Annotated in this window: 12 protein-coding genes and 1 pseudogene; 3 read left to right on the top strand and 10 right to left on the bottom strand. The window is 63.2% G+C overall.

Going from position 1 to position 21,430, the window contains the following annotated elements; all coding sequences use genetic code 11:
- Nucleotides 1–21: 21 nt before the first annotated feature.
- The 5 genes from B0G80_RS38370 to B0G80_RS38355 form a co-directional block, all read right to left on the bottom strand.
- Nucleotides 22–4,911 carry a response regulator gene (locus tag B0G80_RS38370; protein WP_116123890.1) on the bottom strand — a complete coding sequence of 1,630 codons (4,890 nt, stop codon included), beginning with the start codon at nt 4,909–4,911 and terminating at the stop codon, nt 22–24.
- 215 nt (nt 4,912–5,126) lie between these two features.
- The gene (locus tag B0G80_RS46255) at nt 5,127–5,270 is read right to left on the bottom strand and encodes a hypothetical protein (protein WP_181920160.1); all 144 of its coding nucleotides are present in this window, start codon (nt 5,268–5,270) and stop codon (nt 5,127–5,129) included.
- A gap of 17 nt (nt 5,271–5,287) precedes the next feature.
- Nucleotides 5,288–6,010 (bottom strand): PepSY-associated TM helix domain-containing protein, encoded by a 723-nt coding sequence (locus B0G80_RS38365; RefSeq protein WP_116122839.1) that lies wholly within the window; start codon nt 6,008–6,010, stop codon nt 5,288–5,290.
- The gene (locus B0G80_RS38360) at nt 6,007–6,690 is read right to left on the bottom strand and encodes a Fe2+-dependent dioxygenase (protein WP_106279046.1); all 684 of its coding nucleotides are present in this window, start codon (nt 6,688–6,690) and stop codon (nt 6,007–6,009) included. The genes B0G80_RS38365 and B0G80_RS38360 overlap by 4 nt, the downstream gene beginning before the upstream one ends.
- A 69-nt stretch (nt 6,691–6,759) precedes the next feature.
- Entirely contained in the window at nt 6,760–8,973 is a 2,214-nt protein-coding gene (locus B0G80_RS38355; protein ID WP_116122838.1) for a TonB-dependent siderophore receptor, read from the bottom strand.
- 454 nt (nt 8,974–9,427) lie between these two features.
- Between B0G80_RS38355 and B0G80_RS38350 the strand changes: the two genes are divergently transcribed.
- Nucleotides 9,428–10,423, top strand: coding sequence for an aldo/keto reductase (locus B0G80_RS38350; protein WP_116122837.1), 996 nt, complete (start codon nt 9,428–9,430; stop codon nt 10,421–10,423).
- Nucleotides 10,424–10,454: 31 nt separating this feature from the next.
- Here the strand turns inward: B0G80_RS38350 and B0G80_RS38345 are convergent, their stop codons facing one another.
- The 5 genes from B0G80_RS38345 to B0G80_RS38325 all read right to left on the bottom strand — a co-directional run bounded on the left by B0G80_RS38345 (nt 10,455) and on the right by B0G80_RS38325 (nt 18,627).
- A complete protein-coding gene (locus tag B0G80_RS38345) occupies nt 10,455–11,024 on the bottom strand; it encodes a YbhB/YbcL family Raf kinase inhibitor-like protein (RefSeq protein WP_116123889.1) in 570 nt (189 codons plus the stop codon).
- Nucleotides 11,025–11,063: 39 nt separating this feature from the next.
- Nucleotides 11,064–11,837: an ROK family protein gene (locus B0G80_RS38340; RefSeq protein ID WP_116123888.1), complete on the bottom strand. Its 774-nt coding sequence runs from the start codon at nt 11,835–11,837 to the stop codon at nt 11,064–11,066.
- Between the two features lie 185 nt (nt 11,838–12,022).
- On the bottom strand, nt 12,023–13,630 hold the full coding sequence (zwf, locus tag B0G80_RS38335) for a glucose-6-phosphate dehydrogenase (RefSeq protein WP_116122836.1): 1,608 nt from the start codon (nt 13,628–13,630) through the stop codon (nt 12,023–12,025).
- A gap of 152 nt (nt 13,631–13,782) precedes the next feature.
- On the bottom strand, nt 13,783–16,590 hold the full coding sequence (locus tag B0G80_RS38330; protein WP_116122835.1) for an MGH1-like glycoside hydrolase domain-containing protein: 2,808 nt from the start codon (nt 16,588–16,590) through the stop codon (nt 13,783–13,785).
- A 51-nt stretch (nt 16,591–16,641) separates the two neighbouring features.
- Nucleotides 16,642–18,627: an amylo-alpha-1,6-glucosidase gene (locus tag B0G80_RS38325; protein ID WP_116122834.1), complete on the bottom strand. Its 1,986-nt coding sequence runs from the start codon at nt 18,625–18,627 to the stop codon at nt 16,642–16,644.
- Between the two features lie 375 nt (nt 18,628–19,002).
- Between B0G80_RS38325 and B0G80_RS47540 the strand changes: the two genes are divergently transcribed.
- Both B0G80_RS47540 and B0G80_RS38315 read left to right on the top strand, forming a co-directional pair.
- Entirely contained in the window at nt 19,003–19,152 is a 150-nt protein-coding gene (locus B0G80_RS47540) for a hypothetical protein (protein WP_241974838.1), read from the top strand.
- Between the two features lie 57 nt (nt 19,153–19,209).
- A pseudogene (locus B0G80_RS38315) lies at nt 19,210–21,362 on the top strand (phosphocholine-specific phospholipase C).
- Nucleotides 21,363–21,430 lie beyond the last annotated feature (68 nt).

Raw genomic sequence — 21,430 nt, 5'->3', positions numbered from 1 at the left:
GCCGGCCGCGCGCAGCGCGGTTTAGCGCAGTGGCGTTTTCAGCGCATCGATGAGATCGAGCAGATCGTAGGGCTTGCGCAGCAGGATCGCGTGCGGCAAAGCTGCGCGCTGCGCCGGCGTCAGCACGAGGTCGTAGCCGGTCAGAAAGATCACGCGCAGGTCAGGCCGCTCGCGACACACGTCGAGCGCGAGATCGATACCCGACTTGCCCGCCAGCCCCACGTCGGTCAGCATCACGCTGATCGTGTGTTCGCTGAGAATCCGCTTGGCGTCAGGCTCGCCTTCGGCTTCCAGAATGTCGAATTCGAACGTGCGCAGCAATTCTGCCGTGCTCACACGAATCAGCTCGTCGTCTTCCACCAGCAGAATCCGCGGTCGCGTCTGAGTGACGAAACTATCGGCGCTATCCGGCATCATGGGCGGATCGATCTCCAGAAGATGCTGCTGGGCCTCGGCGATTTCCGCCGGCCGCGGATTCTGCGCTTGCAGCACGTAGCGCACTTTGCGCGCCAACGCTTCGTGCGTATAAGGCTTGCTGAGCAATTCGATGCCTTCATCGAGCCGCCCTGAATGCACGATCGCGTTATCCGTGTAGCCCGACGTGAACAGCACCGCGATCGACGGCAACCGCTCGCGCGCCTTGCGGGCGAGTTCGGTGCTGCGCAATGGGCCGGGCATCACCACATCGGTAAACAGCATGTCGATCGGCACGCCGCTTTCGACGATCGCCAGTGCGCTTTGCGCGTCTTTCGCTTTCAGCACGCGGTAGCCGAGATCGGAGAGCATTTCGACCACGGTCGTGCGCACTTCCTCGTCGTCCTCGACCGCGAGAATCGTTTCCGTGCCGCCCTTGGCGGGACCGGCTTCGATATTCGTTTCGAGGTCTTCTTCCTGGCGCACCCGCGGCAGATAGATGCGGATCGTGGTGCCGTGGCCCTCTTCGCTGTAGATCTTCACATGGCCGCCGGACTGCTTGACGAAGCCATACACCATGCTCAAGCCGAGACCCGTGCCCTGGCCTTCGGGCTTGGTCGTGAAGAACGGTTCGAACACGCGCTCGCGCACTTCCGGCGACATGCCGAGGCCCGTGTCGGTAACCGCCAGCATCACGTACTGGCCCGGCGTAACCTCCGCGTTGCGTTTGGCGTAGGCGTCGTCGAGCGCGGCGTTACCGGCTTCGATCGTGAGCTTGCCGTGGCCGTTCATGGCGTCGCGCGCGTTGATCGCCAGATTCAGCAGCGCGTTCTCGACCTGGAACGGATCGACCAGCGTATTCCACAAGCCGCCCGACACGATCGTTTCGATTTCGACGCCGTCGCCGAGCGCGCGCCTCAGCATGTCGTCGAGACCGCGCACGAAGCGGCCGAGATTGACGACCTTCGGCGCGAGCGGCTGACGCCGCCCGAACGCGAGCAGTTGCGAGGCGAGGTTCGCACCGCGCGCGACGCCCGCCAGTGCATTGCGCACACGCTGCTCGGGCTTCTCCGAACCGGCGACGTCTTTCGCCAGCAGTTGCAGATTGCCGCCGATCACTTGCAGCAGGTTGTTGAAGTCGTGCGCGACGCCGCCCGTGAGCTTGCCGATCGCTTCCATCTTTTGCGCCATGCGCAGCGCTTCTTCGGCGTGCCGCAGCGCTTCGGTGGTTTCCTTATCGGCGGTGACGTCGCGGCCCACGCCGTGAATGCGCGCGGTGTCCGGATCGAGCGCGAGCGTCCACGCGACCCAGCGCCATGTGCCGTCGATCCGCTTGAAGCGGTTTTCGTAACGCACCGGCGCGCCCGTTCTGCGCAGTTCAGCAAGATGCGTGCGGACAGTCTCGACATCGTCCGGGTGAACCAGATCGACATAGGAACGCGACATCAGCCAGTGCACGTCGTGACCAAGCGCCGTGCTCCACGATGGACTCACGCGCTGCAAGCGGCCTTCGATATCGGCCACCACCAGCAGATCCTCGCTCAACTCCCATAAACGATCGCGGTCCGCCACCGTTTCGATCACGCGGCGCTCCAGCGTTTCGTTCAGATCGCGCAACGCGCTTTGCGCCTTGGTGCGCTCGGCGATTTCGGTTTGCGCCGCCTGATACAAGCGCGCGTTGTCGATGGCAATCGCCGCCTGCGCGGCGATGCCGGCCACGATCCGCTCGGCGCGCTCAGTGAACACGCCCGGCTCCGGGTGGCCGAAGAACAGGCCGCCGACCACTTCGCCGCTGCGCGACTGCACCGGCGCCGCCAGATAGCTGCGCACCTTCAGATGACCCTCCGGCATGCCGCGATGCGGCGCGTTGTGGCCATAGCGCGGATCCTGCGTGATGTCGTCGACGCGGACGATGCCTTCGCCCTGAAACGTGGGCGCGAACACCGCCGTGTTGCGCGGCATGGGAAACTGCTCGAACGCCTCCTTCGGCACGCCGGACAGCGTGTAAAGCATGTAACTGCCGCCCTTCTGGTCGAGCACGTTGTAGAAGAACGAGCCGAACGCGGCGCCGGTCAGTTCGGTGGCCGCGTCGGTGACGATCTGCACCGCGCGGCTCAGGTCGAGTTCGGCCGCGACCGTCGAGCCGACACGATTGAGAATCTCCAGCGTGCGCGATTCCTCGCGCAGCTTCATTTCGGTCTCGCGACGCAAGCGCGCGAGTTGCAGGTTGCCCGACACGCGGGCCAGCAGTTCGCGCGCGGAAAAGGGCTTGGTCAGATAGTCGTCGGCACCGTGTTCGATACCGTCGACGCGCGCTTCCTCACCCGCGCGGGCCGACAGCATCAGCACGGGCGTGTCGCGCAAATCCGGATCGGCGCGCAGTGCGCGCAGCAGGCCGAAGCCGTCGAGGCGCGGCATCATCACGTCGGAGAGCACCAGATCGGGCGGTTCCGCGCGCGCGGCTTCGAGCGCCGCCTGGCCGTCGGTGGCGAGCCGCACGTCGTGGCCCGCCGCCCGCAAGATGCGGCTCATGTACTCACGCAGATCCGCATTGTCGTCGACGACCAGCAGCCGCGCGGCGGCGGCCGGCGCTGCCTCCGACGTTTCACTGGCCTGCGCTGCGCCGGCCGACGGGGCATCGAGTATTTCGTTCTCCGGACTCCAGCGCAACGCGGCATCGACATACATGCGTGCGTGCCTGCTCATGGACGCATGCACGGCTTCGCCCTCGGCTTGGGACAACACAGCGCCGCGCGGCAGCGAAACGGTAAAGCACGCACCTTCGCCGAGCACACTGTCCACCCGCACCGTGCCGCCGTGCAGCTTCACCAGTTCCTGCACCATCGCGAGCCCGATGCCGCTGCCTTCCACAGAGCGGCCCGGTGCGCCCGCCACGCGATGAAAGCGCTCGAAAAGACGCGGCACTTCTTCTTCCGCGACGCCGATGCCGCTATCCGTGACGCTGACCTCGACGCCGCCGCCTTCGTCAGTGCGAACCGCGACCCGGATCGTGCCGAAGAACGTGAACTTGTACGCGTTCGACAGCAGGTTCACCACGACCTTTTCCCACATCTCGCGGTCGATCTGCACGATCACGGGCGTAGCCGGAACGTCGACTTCGAGGCGCAGGCCGGCCGCCTCGATCGCGGACTGGAACAGCGACGCAAGCTCGGCCGTGAAGGAAGCGATGTCGGTGGGCTGCGTGTGAATCTCGATGCGCCCCGCCTCGATCCGCGAGAAATCCAGCAACGCGTTGACGAGCTTCAGCAGGCGCAAACCGTTGCGATGCGTGATCTCGATCAGCGCGCGGTCGTCGATATCGCTGCGTGTCTGCGCGTTATCACCGCTCGCGGCCGGCTGCGGCCTGGCGAGCAGTTCTTCGAGCGGGCCGAGCATCAGCGTCAACGGCGTGCGGAATTCGTGGCTGATATTGGAGAAGAACGTGGTCTTCGCGCGGTCGACTTCGGCCAGCGCTTCCGCGCGCCGCCGCTCTTCTTCATATGCCTGCGCGTAGCCGATCGCCGCGCCGATCTGGCCGGCGACCAGGTTCAGAAAGCTGCGGTAAGCGTCGTCGACAAGACGGCAAGGATTCAGGCCGGCAATCAGCAAGACTGTTTGCGTCGACTCGCCGGCCGACACCGGCAGGATGACTGCCTGCTCCGGCGCGAGATGCCACGGACCACTCGGCAACGCGGTGCCGAAACGCTGCGTCAAGTCGCGCACGGTCTGCGGCGCCTGGATCTGGAGGACGTCGGCGATCGGCCAGAGTGATTCGCCGACGCGCATTGTCTGCGGCGCCGCTGGATGGCCCGGCTCGATGCCGCACGAGCCGACCAGCGTGACCGTGTCGCTGCCGGGTTCGGCTGCATAGAGCAAGGCGAAGGGCAGGTCTTGCGGATTCGCTCGCAACGCGCGCGCGCTGAGTTCGCATGCTTCGCGCCAATCGCGGCCGTCCGGACTGGCCGCCGCCAGTTCCTTCAGCAGCGCCAGTTGCCGTTCGCCGACCACCTGCGCCGTGTCGTCGCTATTGGCGCAGATGATGCCGCCCGGTTCGCCATCCTCGGCGGGAATCGGGCTGTACGAGAAGGTGTAATACGTCTCCTCAGGAAAGCCGTTGCGCTCCATGATGAGCAGCTTCTGTTCGACGAAAGTACCCTCGGCGCCCGCCAGCGCCGTATCGAGAAGCGGCTCGATGTCGGACCAGATTTCCCGCCACACGACGCGGGTCGGTTGACCGAGCGCGACCGGATGCTTCCCGCCGATGATCGACTTGTACGGGTCGTTGTAAAAATAGAGCAGCTCGTCGCCCCAGCCGATCCAGATCGGCTGACGCGAGGTGAGCATGATGCGGATCGCGATCTTCAGGCCTTGTGGCCAGGTGTCGGGTGCGCCGAGTGCTGTCTGCGTCCAGTCGTAGGCGCGGATCAGCGCCCCCAGCTCGCCGCCTCCGGCAAGAAAGGACGGCGCGGCGACGCCGGCGGGCGGTGCGTCCGACATGAAGCGGTCCGGCTGTTTCAACGCGATCTCCTCGACACGGCGGGTCGTATTCGTGCGGGCCGCTGTTGCAAAAGCGGTGCCCGATACGATGGATGGCTAACGATCACCACGCAATTGATGTAGCGCGATTCTCGCACGTAGCGGTGTGCCGGAGGAAGGTGAGACAACGCGCCGAAACCGCAAGCAGCGGGCTTTTCGCGGCGCGGGACTGAGCGTTATGCGGAGGATTGGGCGGCGACGACGGTACGCCGCGAAATGAAACCGAAATGCAGGTAAAACGTACCTTGACGCAATGGGTGCAGAGAGGCAATTTTCCCGATCGCCATGCCTTCGCCGTGCGACCAGGTTTCTTCGATCACTGCGGGCTTGCAGTGTCTTACAGCAGGCCCACACACACCGCGGCGACGATCGATCCCAGCACCAACACCGCGCCGATGGTCTTGCGTTTGTTCAACTCTGTCCACAGCAGCACGCCGGTGAGCGACAGCAAGATGATGCTGCCTGCGAGCGTATCGATCAGCAGCACCCAGCCGACGCTCAGACCCACGCCCTTGTGCAGGTTCGTCAGCATGGCGAGAAATGTGTTCTCGCTGCGTTTGACCGTCACATAGCCGTTACCCACCCAGTACTCGGCGGACGTGTTCTCATGCGGCGACGCGAAGTTGAGTTGCCAATGCTCCGGCTGGACGACGCTACGCTCGCCCCATGCCACCGGATGAGCCGGCTCTTTCTGCACGCGCCCAGGCGTGCCCGCCAGTTTCAGTTCTTGCTTGAGCCACTTGCCCAGCTCGCGCGGCGTTTCCGGCGCGGGCTGCGGCAACGGCACTTGCAGCAGCGCTACTTGCGGCTCGCCGGTCGATACTTTGAGCGGCCCGCCGCGATGGTTCAGCAGGAACCCCGTGGTGCCGAACAGCAAACCCAGCGCCGCGCCCCACAAGCCGATCCAGCCATGCACCTTGCGCAGCCATTTGACGAAGGTGGCGCGGCGCGAACGCTGCTGCCGCGCTTTCAATTCGTCGTTGTCCAGCCGCCGCGGCTCGCGCGTCGTCCGGTCGATGCCCGCGGGCGATTGAATGTCGATTGCCTCGGGTACGCTCACGTTTCACTCCAGGTCCGCAACAGATTGTGATAGATGCCGACGAGGCTGCGGCGCGCGGTATCGTCGGCGTTGCTGGCGTTCAGCCGTTGAATCGCCGTGTCCATGTCGAACAGCATTGCGCGCTGCGTATCGCTGCGCACGAGGCTTTGCACCCAGAAGAAACTCGCGATTCGCGCGCCGCGCGTGACCGGCGTGACCTGATGCAAACTCGTCGCCGGATAGACGATCATGTCGCCGGCCGGCAGTTTGACCTGCTGCACGCCGTACGTGTCTTCGATCACGAGCTCGCCGCCGTCGTAGTCGGCGGGGTCGGAAATGAACAGCGTCACCGAGACGTCGGTACGCAGCTTCACGCCGTTGGGCAGCACGCGCACGGCTCCATCGACGTGACTGCCGAACTGCATGCCGCCTTCGTAACGATTGAACAGCGGCGGATACACCTGATTCGGCAACACCGCGCTGATGAACAACGGGTTGCGTTCGATCGACGCGAGAATCACGTCGCCGAGTTCACGCGCAACTGGCGTGTGTTCGGCGATCTGCTGATTACGCTTGACCGGTGCGCCCTGATAGCCGGCGGTCGCGCGGCCGTCCACCCAGGCGTCGCCGGCCTGATCGAGCCGCTCGCGCACGAGCCGCAACTGCTCGGCGTTCAGTACGTTCGGTATGTGCAGCAACATGGTGTTTCCTTTTTGCGTCGGCTTGCCGTCTTCGAGAACGGCAAGCCTAACGCATCGGTTCAATGCGTATCAAAAGCGGTAGTCGAACGTCGCCAGCAACGTGCGGCCGATACCCGGCACGGAACGGCCGCCGTCGGACTGAATCAGCGCGTCGTAGTAGTACTTGTTGGTCATGTTCAGCAGGTTCAGGCGCACGTCGTATTTCTTCGCGTGGTACGCAGCGGTCGCATCCCAGCGCGTGTAGCCCGGCACCTGCACGTAGTTGGTATTCGATGCATAGCGCGGCGACATATACGTCGGACCGCCGCCGATTTCCCAGTGCGGCGTGATCGCGTAGGTGGTCCAGAAGGTCAACGTGTTGCGCGGCGTGTTGGCCGGCACGTGCCCTTGCGTACCGTCGCGCGCCTTCAGGATGATGGCGTCCATGTAGGTGTAGCCGCCGAACACCTGCCAGTTGTCGGTAATGTGGCCCGTCACGCCGGCCTGGAATCCGTCGACACGAATGTCGCCGTCGAGCTCGTATTCGGTCGGCGAGACTTGCGTGCGCGCGTTGGTCTTTTCTTCGCGGAAGAACGACGACGTCACCGAGAGATTGCCGCCGAGCAGATCCCATTTGCCGCCGACTTCGTACGACTTGGTCGACTCGGGCGCGAGGTTCTGCGTGAGGTTGGTCACTGTCAGCGCTTCGAGCGACGGATTGAACGACGTGCCGTACGACACGTAGTACGACTGCCAGTCGGTCGGCTGATAAATTACCCCGGCGCGTACGCTGGTGAAGAAGTTGGTCTGCGTCGCATAGCCCGGCAGGCTGATCGTATTGTGGATCTGCGCCTGGAAGCGATCCCAACGCAAACCGCCAATCACCTTCCACTGCTGGCCGATCGACACGGTGTCGTTCACGTACGCGCCAATTTCGTTCGAGCCCGAATCGGCGTGGTTGCCGACCGTGGTGGTCACGCCGGCGGGATTGGACAGATACGCCGGGTTCACCATCGTCACGACCGGCAAGTTGTTGCGGGTGTACGCCTGGTTCGAATAGCTGTCATGGCCGAGGTCGACACCGGCGATCAGGTCGTGCTTGATCGGGCCGGTAACGAACTTGTACTGGAGCATCGTGTCGTTGTAGAGCGAGTGGTTCTCGATCACACGGTCATGGCTCTGCAACTTGATGAACAGTTGCGACGGCGAGAGCGTCGTGAAGTTGCCGTTGCTCAACGCGGGGCTGGTGGCGAGCGGCCCCGTCAACACCGCTTGCGGCGCGGTTTCGCGCGCATCGGTCATCGAGTGCGAGAACTGCGTCTGGTTTGTCAGGATCAGGTTGTCCGAGAACTTGTGCTTGACCGCGGCGGTGACCGTTTGCACGTCCTGAATCGTGCGGTCGGTGGTCAAACCGTAGAACGTGTTCTTCGGCACCGGCGACGGGCGGCCGTTCAACGCCTGCACGCCGTAGTCCGGCATGTCGTAGTTGTGCTGGATCAGCGCGGAGATCGTCACTTCGGTCGGTGTGCCGATGCCGAAGCGCACTTCCGGCGCGATACCGTAGTCCTTGTTCTTCATCGCATCGCGCGTCGAACCGAGGCTTTGGCCGAAGGCGTTCAGGCGAATCGCCGAGGTATCCGTCAGCTTATGGTTCACGTCGACAGTGCTGCGATATTTCGCGTCGGTGCCGATCATGCCCGTGACTTCCGCCGAGTCATGCAGGTTCGCTTTCTTGCTGACCTGGTTGATCACGCCGCCCGTCGATCCGCGACCGAACAGCATCGACGACGGACCGTACAGCACTTCGAGTTCTTCGAGGTCGAAGGTGTCGCGATAGTACTGGTTGCGATCGCGGAAGCCGTCCAGGTAGATGTCGTTCTGCGCAGCGAAGCCGCGCAGGTTGATGTTGTTGCCGATCTGGCCGCCTTCAGCCGCGCCGATCGTTACGCCCGGCGCATTGCGCAGCGCGTCCTGGAACGAAGTGGCGCCTTGCGATTGCAGCACGGCCTTGTTGATGACGGTGACGGTCTGCGGAATGTCGCGCAGCGCCGCGGGCGTCTTTGCACCGACCGTCGCGCGCTCCGCCTGGAAGTCCTGCTGTTCAGCTTGTGCCGCGACGCCGATGGTCGGCAAGCTGCCGGTGTCGGCTGCGACGGTCGTCGTTGTCGTCGTTGTCGTCGCATTAGCATTCGCGGCCGCCGGCTGCGAGGTGGTTTGCGGAGCAGTCTGCGCGACCGCCGGAGTCGCAAAAGGAACGGCAAAAGCTAACGCTAACGCTGTCGCGAGCGGCGTGTGGTTGAACATGGGAATTCCCGTCGGAGATGCGTTTGCCGGATTCGCATGGCTGAGATGCAATCGACGGCAAAGTCGCAATTGGCTGGCTGCCGTTCTCGTGTGCAGAGCACCGACGTCAGGATGGCTGGCTATTGGTTAAATGAGAATCGCTATCATTCCACACGCATAAAATCGCATCAATCGCGCCGTCGCTTACCCCTAGTAACAGAATTGTTTCTGTTTTTTACGGGTGAAGGCTTTTTGTAATTTTCGGCCCTGTCCACATGCCAGCTCATTACGCGTTTGTAATATTAAGGCCATTGAAAGAAAAGACTTTCGGCGTCGCAAGTAAAAAAGACGCCGGCAGAAAGCTTTCAACTGAATAACAATCAGCCGTGATTGGGGCCGACGCCCAATCCCGACTCCGTTTATCCTTTTTGCAACACTGCCTATCGAACTGTTTCGTTCATCCCCGGAGTTGATCATGCAATACAGCAAGTTCGGCCGCACCGGCCTGACCGTATCGCGCCTGTGCCTCGGCACGATGACCTTTGGCCTGCAGACTGAAGATGAGGTCTCGCATCGCATTCTCGACACGGCGGCGGATGCCGGCGTGAACTTTATCGACACGGCCGACGTGTATCCGCTCGGCGGCACGGAAGATGTTGCCGGCCGCACGGAGGAGATCGTGGGGCGCTGGCTGAAAGGCAAACGCGAGCGCTTCATTCTGGCGACGAAAGCAGTAGGCAAGATGGGGCCATCGGCATGGGATCAAGGCGCGTCGCGCAAACATCTGCTGAATGCAATCGACGCCTCGTTGCAACGCCTCGGCACGGATTACGTGGACCTCTACCAACTCCATTCCGACGACGCGAATACGCCACTCGACGAAACGCTGGAGGCGCTCGACGTGATCGTTCGCTCAGGCAAGGCGCGCTATATCGGCGTATCGAACTTCCTCGCGTATCGGCTGGCGCGCGCGCTGGGCCGCGCCGATGTGCTGCGCGTGGCGCGCTTCGTCTCCGTGCAGCCTCGCTATAACCTGCTGTTCCGCCAGATCGAGCGCGAGCTGCTACCGCTCGCTGCCGAAGAGCAATTGGCGGTGATGCCGTACAACCCGCTCGCGGGCGGCCTGCTGACCGGCAAGCATCAACTGAATGCGGCGCCCGCGTCCGGCCGCTTCACCGAAACTGTCGGCAAGGCCGGCGCGATGTATCAGCAACGGTACTGGCACAAACGCGAGTTCGAGACGATCGAGCAATTGAAAGCGATCGTTGCGCCGACCGGCGAATCGTTGACGCGGGTTTCGCTTGCCTGGGTGCTGGCGAATCCGCTCGTCACGTCGGCGATTATCGGCGCGAGCCGCGCCGAGCAATTGAGCGACACGCTCGCGGCGTCCGAACTCGTGCTCGACGAGCAGATCAAGACGCAACTCGACGAAGCGAGTTTGGAATATCGCTGGGGTGACGCGGCGCGGTAAGCTCATGCGCGGTGGGCGAAGGCCGCTGCGTTTATCGCCCGTAACGCAGCACCGTGCTGGTCGCCGCAATCACGTGATCCTTGATTGCGGCAAGCAACGCATCCCTCGTCAAACCGGGCGACAGCGCATCCGGGGGCAGATCGAGCGCATAGACTTGCGCGACGTAGTGATGCGGATTGTCCCCGACCGGGGGACATGGACCGCGATATCCGATGCCTCCGGTCTGATTCGCACCGGAGACGCTGCCGGGCGGCTGGCTGCCGCCGGCCCCGAGCGAGGTCGTCGAGGGTGCGACGCCGTATAGCACCCAGTGCACGACGCCCAAACCCTTCGCGCCGTCCGGGTCGAACAGTGTCACGGCATAACTCTTCGTGCCGGCAGGCGCATTCCGCCATTGCAGAGCCGGCGATACATTACCGCCGCCGCAGTTGTTCGCGCTCGCCGCGTGGCTCGAATCCAGCGTGCCGCCGTCAGCCGTTCCCGGCGACGACACCACGAAGACTTCCGCCGCGCGGACATGCACTGCGGCAAGCGCCAACGCGGCAGACACGCCGACCGGTAACAGGCGTCGTACGACGCGCAAGCGATTGCTGCCAATCATCATTTCCGACTCCAGCCAGGGTTCAGCGACAGTCCAACATCACTTGAAGCGGCCCGTCCGCTCATTCGCTTCCGGCAGTTGCCGCGTCTCGCGCACGGATCTCGGATGCCATAGACGCGCGCCGCCTTCGATGCCCGCATCGTTCGAAACGGTGGCCACGTTCGCCGGCAGATCGAACGAAAGGCGCGCCGCATTGCCGCCGCCGATCCACAGCTTGTCGTAGTTCACGAGCGTACTCAGAATCCCGATCACCTTCTCAACGCGCCGATTCCAGCGTTTATTCCCGGCTTTTTCACGCGCCGCGTCGCCGATGTATTCGTCGTACGCCACGCCCTTCTTGCTAACCGGATGATGGGCGAGTTCCAGATGCGGCATTAACTCGCCGTCGCGGAACATTGCCGTGCCCGCGCCAGTGCCGAGCGTCAGCACGAATTCGAGGCCATGGCCTTCGATCGCGGCGAAGCCCTGCATCTCGGCGTCGTTGATCATACGCACCGGCAGGCCGCCCAAACGTTGCGCCAGCGAGTCGGCGAGCGGGATGTCGTGCCAGCCTTCCACGCCGAAGTGCGGCGCCGTCAGAATGCGGTTGTTGCGCACCACGCCGGGGAAGCCAATCGACATCAGCGTCGGCGGTTCCTGTTCGACGAGCGGAGCAACCAGCTTCGCCAGTGCGTCCACGAGTTGATCCGGCGTGCACGGATGCGGCGTCGCTACCCGCAAGCGCTCGGTTTTCATGTTGCCGTCCGCGTCGATAATCGCGGCCTTCAAACCCGTGCCGCCGACGTCGATCGCCAGTATCCGCTCGGTGCTGATGGTCGCTTTCGGCTTACCGGATGGCTTACTCGACGGTTTACTTGACGCCTTACTGGACGGTTTAAACGCCGCCTTCGTCGGCGCTTTGCTTGCCGTCTTGCCCGGCGTCTTCGTCGCCGTCTTGCGTGTCGTCTTGCGTGTCACCACGGTGTCCCCCGATTGTGTTGGTGCGACTCGTCGTTGAATTACTTCTTCTGCACAGCATCCCGTTTCAACGGCCGCCATGCGTGGCCGTCGCGCGCCAATAGCGCGTCGGCTTCCGCGGGGCCTTCGCTGCCGGCCGCATAGCCATGCACCGGCACCGCGCCGCCGGTTTTTGGATGCAGCACGTCGTCGACCGCGCACCAGCTCGTTTCGATGCTGTCGGCGCGCTGGAACAGCGTCTCGTCGCCGAGCATGCAGTCGTAGAGCAAGGTTTCATAGCCGACGTTGGCGCGTTCCGCGAAGAAGTCGCCATAGTCGAACGACGACTGCACCGCGCCGATCTGCATGACCGGTCCCGGCGTTTTTACATTGAAGTCGAAGCTCGTACCGTGCGCCGGATCGATGCGCAAGGTCAGCACGTTCGGCGTGAGCGCGTCGACGGGCGTGTCGCGAAACAGGCGGAACGGCACCGGTTTCAACTGCACCGAGATTTCCGTGCGGCGCGCCGCCAACCGTTTGCCGGTGCGCAAATAGAACGGCACGCCGGCCCAGCGCCAGTTCTCGACGAACACGCGCGCCGCGGCGTAGGTTTCCGTCGTGCTGCCCGGCGCGACATCCGGCTCCTCGCGATAGCCGACCCCCGCCGGCCCCTTTTCGTATTGACCGAACACGACGTCGTCCGGCGTCAGCGGCTTGATCGCGTCGAAGATTTCGGCCTTCTTGTCGCGCACGGCTTCGGCATCGAACGAATTGGGCGGTTCCATGGCGACCATGCCGAGCAACTGGAACAGATGGTTCGGCAGCATGTCGCGGAACGCGCCGGTCTGTTCGTAGAACTTGCCGCGCCCTTCCACGCCGATGGTTTCCGCCGCCGTGATCTGCACACTGTCGATATATTCGCGCCGCCACACCGGTTCGAACAGCGCGTTGGCGAAGCGCACCGCGAGAATGCTCTGCACGGTGTCCTTGCCGAGAAAGTGATCGATGCGATACACCTGATCTTCTTTTGCATACGACAGGATGTGTGCGTTCAGATCTTTTGCAGAAGCGAGATCGGTGCCGAAAGGTTTCTCGATCACGATCCGGCGGAAACCGCCGCCCTCGCCCTCTTTCAGCAGACCCGCCTTGCCGAGATGTTCGACGATCGGTTTGAAGAAGCGCGAGCTGACCGCGAGATAGAAGATCACGTTGCCGCCCGGCGTCTGTTCGAGCTGTTGCTTGAGCTTCGTGAAAGTGTCGTCGGTTTCGAATTCGCCGGCCATGTATTCGAGGCGTTGCGCGACCCAGTCCCACGCCTTGTCGTCGAGCTTGCCGGCGTGGAAGGTGCTGGCCTTGTCGGCGGCGAACTGTTCGAGCGACTTGTGCAGATCTTCGCGCCACACGCTCGTCTCGCGCTCGCCGTGATTCACGCCGATGATTTTCATTCCATCGTCGAGCAGGCCATCCACCGCGAGGTTGTACAGCGCCGGCATCAGTAGCCGCTTGGTCAGGTCGCCGCCGGCACCGAAGATCACCAGCGTGCACGGCGGTGCCGGCCGCTTGCCGGGCGGCGAGGCCGGCGCTTCCTGCGGGCTCGCGCTGACTTTGCAGCTCGGTGGTTGACTGGCGGCGGGACGCTCGGCTGCTGGAGTATTCGGTGTAGTCGACATGGGATTCACTTTTGGAAACCAATGGAACGGACGTGGTGGTACATGAAAGACCACGCTTGAACCCACACAGTTCAAAAACGGCCATGCAACCTGCTCACCTTGCGACGTTGTATGGCTTGTGTAACCTCACTCGCCCGCGCCGCCGCTGCGCGCTATTTCATCGATGCGTGCGCCGGTTCGGCAGCCGGCGCCGGTTCGGCCGGGCGTGACGGCGCGGTGGCTTGCGCCGACGGTGACGTCGGGATCGGCGCCTGATCTGTTTCGCCCGCCAGCGGCACGTTGCCCGACGCGCTCATCGCGCGCGGCTGCAACAGCAGCGCAACCAGCCCGGTCCAGCCGGTCTGATGCGAAGCGCCCACGCCGCGCCCGTTATCGCCATGGAAATACTCGTGGAACAGGATCAGGTCACGTGAGCGCGGGTCGGCCTGCAATTGCGGATAAGCGCCCATGACCGGACGCTCGCCGTCCTTGTTCTTGAGAAACAGCGTGGTGCAGCGGCGCGCCAGTTCGTCGGCAATCTGGCTCAGCGAGAACTTCTCGCCCGAACCGGTCGGATACTCGACTTTGAACTCCTCGCCGTAATAGCGGTGAAATTCGTATAGCGACTCGATCAGCAGATAGTTCACCGGCATCCATACCGGACCGCGCCAGTTCGAATTGCCGCCGAACACGCGCGTATCGGATTCGGCCGGCAGATACTTCACGGTGAAACTGTCGCCGTTGTGGTTGAACACGAACGGATGATCGCGATGGTATTGCGACAGCGCCCGCACGCCATGATCGGAAAGGAATTCGCTTTCGTCCAGCGCGCGGCGCAACAACGCTTTCATGCGATGCCCGCGCAACAGCGAGAGCAGCAGCGCGTTGCCCTTGCCCGGCTCGTTCCAGCGCGAGACCAGCCTCGCCAGATCGGGGCGATGTTCGAGGAACCAGACCAGCCGTTCGCGCAAACCCGGCAAGCCCCCGTGCAGACGCTCTTCGAGCACGTGCACCGCGAATAGCGGAATCAGGCCCACGATCGAGCGCAGCCGCATGGGAATGCTGCTGCCGTCCGGCAGGCGCAGCTTGTCGTAGAAGAACTCGTCTTCGCTGTCCCACAGGCCCGTTTCGCAGCCGTCGTCGCAACTCACGGCCTCGGCGATATACAGAAAATGCTCGAAGAACTTCACGCCGATGTCGACAAAAACATGATTGGCGTAGGCGAGTTCCAGCGCGATACGCATCAGGTCGAGCGCGTACGCGGCCATCCACGCCGTACCGTCGGACTGGTCGATGTGCCCGCCGGTCGGCAACGGCGATGAGCGATCGAAAATCCCGACGTTATCCAGCCCGAGAAATCCGCCCTGGAAAATATTGTGGCCGTCGGCGTCCTTGCGGTTCACCCACCACGAGAAATTCAGCAGTAGCTTATGGAAGACAAGTTCCAGAAAATCGCGATCCGCCTTGCCGGTGAGCGCGCGGTCGATTTCATACACGCGCCACGCGGCCCACGCATGCACGGGCGGATTGGCGTCGCCGAGCGCCCATTCATAGGCGGGAATCTGACCGTTCGGATGCTGATAGCGGTCCTTCACCAGCAACAGCAGTTGCCGTTTCGCGAACGCCGGGTCGATCAGCGCGAATGCGGCCGCATGAAATGCCAGATCCCACGACGCGTACCACGGGTACTCCCACTTATCAGGCATCGACACGATGTCCGCATTGCACAGGTGCCGCCAATCCCTATTGCGGCCCTGCTTGCGGCTGGCGGGCGGCGTCGGCTGAAGCGGATCGCCTTCGAGCCAGCGCTGTACGTCGTACTGGTAGTACTGCTTCGACCACAACATGCCGGCGAGCGCCTGACGCTGCACGAGACGCGCGTCGGGATCGGCGATCTCGTGTTGCAGCGCGCCATAGAATTCGTCGGCCTCGGCGATGCGGCGCGCGAAGACCGCATCGGCATCGAGTTGCGCGTCGTCGGGACTCGACTGAGGACGCCAGCGCATGTACACCACGGCGCGGCCATACGGTTCGAGCTCGATCGCGGCATGCGCGCCGGCCTTGGTGCCGGCGTCGCGGCGGATCGCCTGCTCATTGCCATGCACGAGGTAATCGTTGAAGCCGTCTTTATACGGCCCCGCGCCGTCCATGTTGAAGAGGCGCTTGACGTTCGTGTCGTTCTCGCAGAAAAGCCACGTCATCTGCGGCACGTCTTTCGACCAGGCCGTCACGACAATCGGCTCATGCCCATGCTGATGCCCAACCACCTGCGCCTCGCCATTGTGGTCCGTGCCGGCGACGAGTGAGGGCTTGTCCTTGTTCTCTTTCCACGACCACGAATTGCGCGCCCAGATTTGCGGCAGCACGTCGAGCGAGGCCGCCTGATCCGCGCGATTCTCGATGATCACGCGCATGAGGATGTCGTCCGGCGCGTGTTTGGCGTATTCCACCTGCACGTCGAAGTAGCGCGAATCGTCGAACACGCCCGTGTCGAGAATTTCGTACTCCGGCATGTCGCCGCCACGGCGCGCATTTTCCTGAACGAGATCGTCGTACGGATAGGCGGCGTGCGGATACTTGTAGAGCATGCGCATGTACGAATGCGTCGGCGTGCCGTCGACGTAGAAGTACAGCTCCTTCACGTCCTCGCCATGATTGCCCTGCGCATTCGTGACGCCGAACAGGCGCTCTTTCAGGATCGCGTCGTTGCGATTCCATAGCGCTAGCGAAACGCACCAGCTCAGCGTGTCGTCGCCGAAGCCGGCAATGCCGTCCTCACCCCAGCGATAGGCGCGGCTGCGCGCATGGTCGTGCGGAAAATAGTCCCAGGCGGTGCCGTCCGGGCTGTAATCCTCGCGCACCGTGCCCCATTGCCGCTCGCTGAGATAGGGGCCCCAGCGCTGCCAATGCGCACAGTCGGCCGAATGCAGCCGTGAACCTTCAATGGTGGCGAGCAGATTGGCAGCGCGCAGCGGTGGCATGACTACGTCCTTGCATTCGGCTTGGCGGTGGGACACACATCGTAGCGCGGTTTAGGCGCTGGCGGTCGCCAACCCGGCAAGCAGGTGTTCAATGCGCAGTAACTCACCGAGCGACCACGCCTGAAACGGCGTGCCGGCGGGTGCGTGCGGCGCATCGCCGTCGGCGATTTCGGAGAGATGGTCGAGACCGGCGTGATCGAGATGCGCGTAGAGCGGGTCGAGAAAGCGCGTTTTCGCCTGCATGCGGGCGTCCGCCTCGCCGCCGTGGACTCGCAGCCATGCTTCGACGAACGGGCCGAGCAGCCACGGCCACACGGTTCCTTGATGATAGGCGCCATCGCGCTCGAGCGGAGACCCGCCGTAATGTCCGCGATAGGCTGGATCGGACGGCGCGAGCGTCCTTAGTCCCAGCGGCGTGACCAATTGCGTTTCGACCTGCTCGAGCACCGCGCGCGCCGCCGCGCCGTCGAGCAATGGGAACGGCAGGCCGCCTACGGCAAAGATCTGATTGGGCCGGATCGCGCGATCTATCGCGCCTTTCACATGGTCGACGTCCACGTTGTCGAACAGCGCTTGCGTTGACGGATCGACGAAGCGCTCATGTAACGCCTGGAGCGCCCGGTCGGCGGCCGGCTGCCATTGCGGATTCCATGTTGCTGCAATGCGCAATGCGTTGATCCAGAGCGCCTGCACTTCGACCGGTTTGCCGATGCGCGGCGTGACCACCCAGTCGCCGACTTTCGCATCCATCCACGTGAGTTGCACGCCGGGTACGCCGGCGTCCAGCAGGCCATCGTCGGCGGATGCCTGGATGCTGAAGCGCGTGCCATTCGTGTAACCCGTGAGGATGGCTTCGCAGGCCTGTTGCAGGCGCTGCTGCGTTGCAGCGCTCGCGTGTGGCGTCGCCAGATAGTCGTGCACGGCGACGATGAACCACAACGAGGCGTCGACGGAGTTGTATTCCGGCGTGTCGCCATAATCGGGAAAGCGGTTCGGCAACATGCCTTCCGACAACGTGCCCGACCATTCGAGCAGGATTGCTTCGGCGTCGTCGAGACGGCCCGAGGCGATCAGCAAGCCGCGCATCGCAATGAAGGTGTCGCGGCCCCAGTCGGTGAACCACGGAAAACCCGCGAGGATCGTGCGGCCTTCGTTGCGGGTCACGACGTACGCGTCGGCGGAGCGTTGCAACCGCGAGCCGAGCGCGTCGCGGCGTTGTTGTTCGATGCGCGCAAGCTCTGTGGCATGGATGGCCGCCGCTTTGGCGCTCGCCGGTTGCGTGTCGCTCGTGGCGCCTGACGCGCTGAGAATCATCACCGCTTCACCATCGGCGAGATTGAAGCTGAACACGCCGGGCGTCGCGAGGTCCTCGCTGAAGTCGAGGCCGCGCTCCCGCTCACGGGCGTAGCAGAAGTTGCGATACCAGTCGGGCGCGTGCGTGTAGACGCCGTTGGTCGCGGCGTGGATCACCGGCAGGTCGCCGTAGGGTTGCCAACTCACGCTGGCCTGGTCGCCGCTCGTCTGCGCGTTGAAGTTAAAGGCGGCGTTCTCATGGTGCAGCGCGTGGTAGTCGCGGCCCGATAGCAGCGGCCTGACTTTCAGCGTAAGCGCGTTCGTTTCAGGACCGGTTCCCGCAGCCGCTTCCAGACGCCAAAGTAGAACTGTTTCGCGAGTCGCTTTGCTGACGAACACGTCAGCGGTCAATACGGCACTAGCACCGATCTGAATGCGCCATGTTGGCCACGGCTTTGTGTCGAACGAGACAAGACTCGTGGTCAGGTCCGGATAAACAATGTCCGGCACGTATCGCTGCATGCTCAACGGAAAACGCGTGCCGTTCGCTTCGAGCCAGGCCTCCACGCCGTTGACCAGCACCACGCGCCCGCCCGGCGCGCGAGTCGCGGCAAGCAGCAGCGCGTGATAGCGGCGCGTGCGCAGCGTGCCCACGGTGCCCGACGCGAAACCGCCGAAGCCATCTGCTTCCAGCCATTCGTCTTCGAGACGCGTGATGTCGAAGGGTCGTTCGATGTGTGTCATGAACTTACCGGTTAGGCAAAGCCGTTCGTCTTTCAGTGCGCCTGAGTGTCAGGCATGAGGCGCTGCGGTGACCATTCTCCTACTTATCACTTTCCGCTTCCTTTCGAAAAACCCACTTATCGACGCAAGTTTTACCACTCGCAAACGTTTCACAATTATTTCTTGAAAGGGTTGGAGACTGCACCCGCTTTCACGAAACTGGATGCAGACATGAGAAGAAACAAACGCCTCGCGAGTGCCGCTTTGGTTGCACTTGCAACTTTAGCGTTGAGCGGTTGCGGTGCGGATGATTCCGCGCCGCCGGCAGCCTCTTCAACTCCGGCCGTTGCGAACAACGACGTCGCACCAAATACGGCCGGCTCTCCCGCGACGCCAATGCTCAACGCATCTTCGCCGCTCGCAGCAGACCCCGCAGCGGCCTCCGATCCGATCACGCAGAACATGCAAGCCAGTCTCGCCGCGGACAACCAGCAAGTCGCGCCGGTCATGCACTACGCACCCGGCGACAGCGCCAACAGCAACTGACCCGATTCCAACGGCGCGCGTGGCGCGCTATTCTTCCTCCCCGCAGAAGGTGATTCGATGACATCAAATAGCCGTCGCCGTTTCCTGCAGACCGTGGCTTCATCCGCCGGCGCTGCCGCCGCGCTGACCGCGCTGCCCGAGTCGATTCGCAATGCGCTCGCCGTTCCCGCGTTCTCGCGTACCGGCACGATCCGCGATGTCGAGCACATCGTCGTGTTCATGCAGGAGAACCGCTCGTTCGACCACTACTTCGGCCACATGCGCGGCGTGCGTGGCTACAACGACCGCTTCCCGATTCCGCTGCCGAACGGCAAGCCGGTGTGGTATCAACCGTCGAAGGAAGATCCGACCCAGCCGGTGCTGCCGTTCCATCTGAACACGGCAACCACCAGTGCGCAATGCGTCGGCGATCTGGATCACTCCTGGTACAAGACTCATGCCGCGATCGACGGCGGCCGCTACGACCAGTGGCCCGCCAACAAGACCGACATGACGATGGGCTATCACCTGCGCAGCGACATTCCGTTCCACTACGCGCTGGCCGATGCGTTCACCATCTGCGACGCGTACTTCTGCTCGCTGCCGGGACCGACGCACCCCAACCGCTCGTATCTGATGACCGGCATGGTCGATCCGAGCGGCACGCTGGGTGGTCCGCTCCTCGACAACAACGATTTCGTCGACGGTGACGGTCCGCCGAATTATCAGTTGCTCTCGTGGACCACCTATCCGGAGCGTCTGCAATCCGCGGGCATTTCGTGGCAGGTGTACCAGCAGGGGCTGACTGGCGCCGATCCGTTGAACGGCAACTACGGCACCACATCCTGCAGAACTTCACGAACTTCATCAATGCGCAACCGGGCTCGCCGTTGTATGAGCGCGCGCAAACCGTGCGCACTATCGACGACCTGAAAGCCGACGTGCTGGCCAACAAGCTGCCGCAGGTGTCGTGGTTGTGCCCGCCGGCCGCGTACTCGGAACACCCGAGCTATACGCCCGCCTACGGCGCGGAGTACACCTCGCAGATTCTGGATGCGTTGACGTCGAATCCCGAAGTGTGGAGCAAGACCGTACTGTTCATCATGTACGACGAGAACGACGGCTTCTTCGATCACCTCGTGCCGCCGCAACCGGCGACGACCGGCGCGCAAGGCAAATCGACGGTCAGCACCGAAGGCGAAATTCACAACGTGGTGAATCCGCTGCGCGGAGGCAGCTACACCGCCGACGGCCTGCCGTACGGTCTCGGACCGCGTGTGCCGATGACGATCGTGTCGCCGTGGAGCAAGGGCGGTTTCGTCTGCTCACAGGTGTTCGACCATACGTCGGTGATTCGCTTCATCGAAGCGCGCTTCGGCGTGTATGAGCCGAACATCACGGCATGGCGCCGCGCGGTGTGCGGCGACCTGACCACGGCCTTCGACTTCCGCACGCCGGACTCGAAAGTGCCGCCGCTGCCGGACACGAGCAACTACAAGAGCATCGCCGACAACCAGTGTGCGACGCAGCCGAAGCCGACTGTGCCCGCGACGCCGGGCACCATCGACCCGCAGGAAAGCGGCATTCGTTTCGCGCGCGCGCTGCCGTATGAGTTGCACGTGAATGGTCAGGCCAACGACAAGAAAAATACGTTCGAGATCGCGATCGGCAACACCGGCGACCAAGGCGCGCATTTCTACATGTACGCGACGAATCGCACGGATGGTCCGTGGCGCTACACCGTCGAAGCAGGCAAGTCGATCAACGAGACTTTCGATCTCACGGTGACCAACGGCGTGTATAGCTTCGAAGTGTTCGGGCCGAACGGTTTCGTGCGCAAGTTCGCCGGCAACACGCAGCAGGCGACGGCACAGAACGCGCAGATCGCCGCCGGTCACGGTAAGAACAAACCGTCCGAGCCGGAAGTGAAGGTGCAGTACGACGCCGCGAACGGCAACGTGTTCCTGAAGTTCAGCAACAAGGGCAGCGGGATTGCACGTCTGCTCGTGACGGACAACGCGTACGGCGCGCGCCCGCGTCCGGTGCTGGTGCCGGCCGGCGCGCATATCGAAGAAGCGTGGGTGCTGGCGTCGAGCCATCACTGGTACGACTTGACGGTGACGAGTAACGACGATGCAAGCTTCTCGCGCCGTGTTGCGGGTCACGTCGAGAATGGGCGGCCGAGCATTAGCGATCCGGCGGCGGTGGCGCCGGTGTTGGTGGTGAATTAAGGGCGCTCGACGGTGAGCGGGCTTCGGTCAACACAGGCATGCTTGATCGAAGCCCAGTACCGCTATGT

The organism is Paraburkholderia sp. BL6669N2, from assembly GCF_003387275.1.
Classification (GTDB): Bacteria; Pseudomonadota; Gammaproteobacteria; order Burkholderiales; family Burkholderiaceae; genus Paraburkholderia.
Note: the sequence above shows the minus strand (reverse complement) of the source record. Positions and strands in the feature narration are given on the sequence as shown.

What these genes read in the sequence shown, in the direction of transcription:
- B0G80_RS38370 (WP_116123890.1), bottom strand. Translation starts at nt 4,911, where the DNA reads ATGTCGGACGCACCGCCCGCCGGCGTCGCCGCGCCGTCCTTTCTTGCC.
- B0G80_RS38360 (WP_106279046.1), bottom strand. Translation starts at nt 6,690, where the DNA reads ATGTTGCTGCACATACCGAACGTACTGAACGCCGAGCAGTTGCGGCTC.
- B0G80_RS38355 (WP_116122838.1), bottom strand. Translation starts at nt 8,973, where the DNA reads ATGTTCAACCACACGCCGCTCGCGACAGCGTTAGCGTTAGCTTTTGCC.
- B0G80_RS38350 (WP_116122837.1), top strand. Translation starts at nt 9,428, where the DNA reads ATGCAATACAGCAAGTTCGGCCGCACCGGCCTGACCGTATCGCGCCTG.
- B0G80_RS38345 (WP_116123889.1), bottom strand. Translation starts at nt 11,024, where the DNA reads ATGATTGGCAGCAATCGCTTGCGCGTCGTACGACGCCTGTTACCGGTC.
- zwf (WP_116122836.1), bottom strand. Translation starts at nt 13,630, where the DNA reads ATGTCGACTACACCGAATACTCCAGCAGCCGAGCGTCCCGCCGCCAGT.
- B0G80_RS38330 (WP_116122835.1), bottom strand. Translation starts at nt 16,590, where the DNA reads ATGCCACCGCTGCGCGCTGCCAATCTGCTCGCCACCATTGAAGGTTCA.
- B0G80_RS38325 (WP_116122834.1), bottom strand. Translation starts at nt 18,627, where the DNA reads ATGACACACATCGAACGACCCTTCGACATCACGCGTCTCGAAGACGAA.
- B0G80_RS47540 (WP_241974838.1), top strand. Translation starts at nt 19,003, where the DNA reads ATGCTCAACGCATCTTCGCCGCTCGCAGCAGACCCCGCAGCGGCCTCC.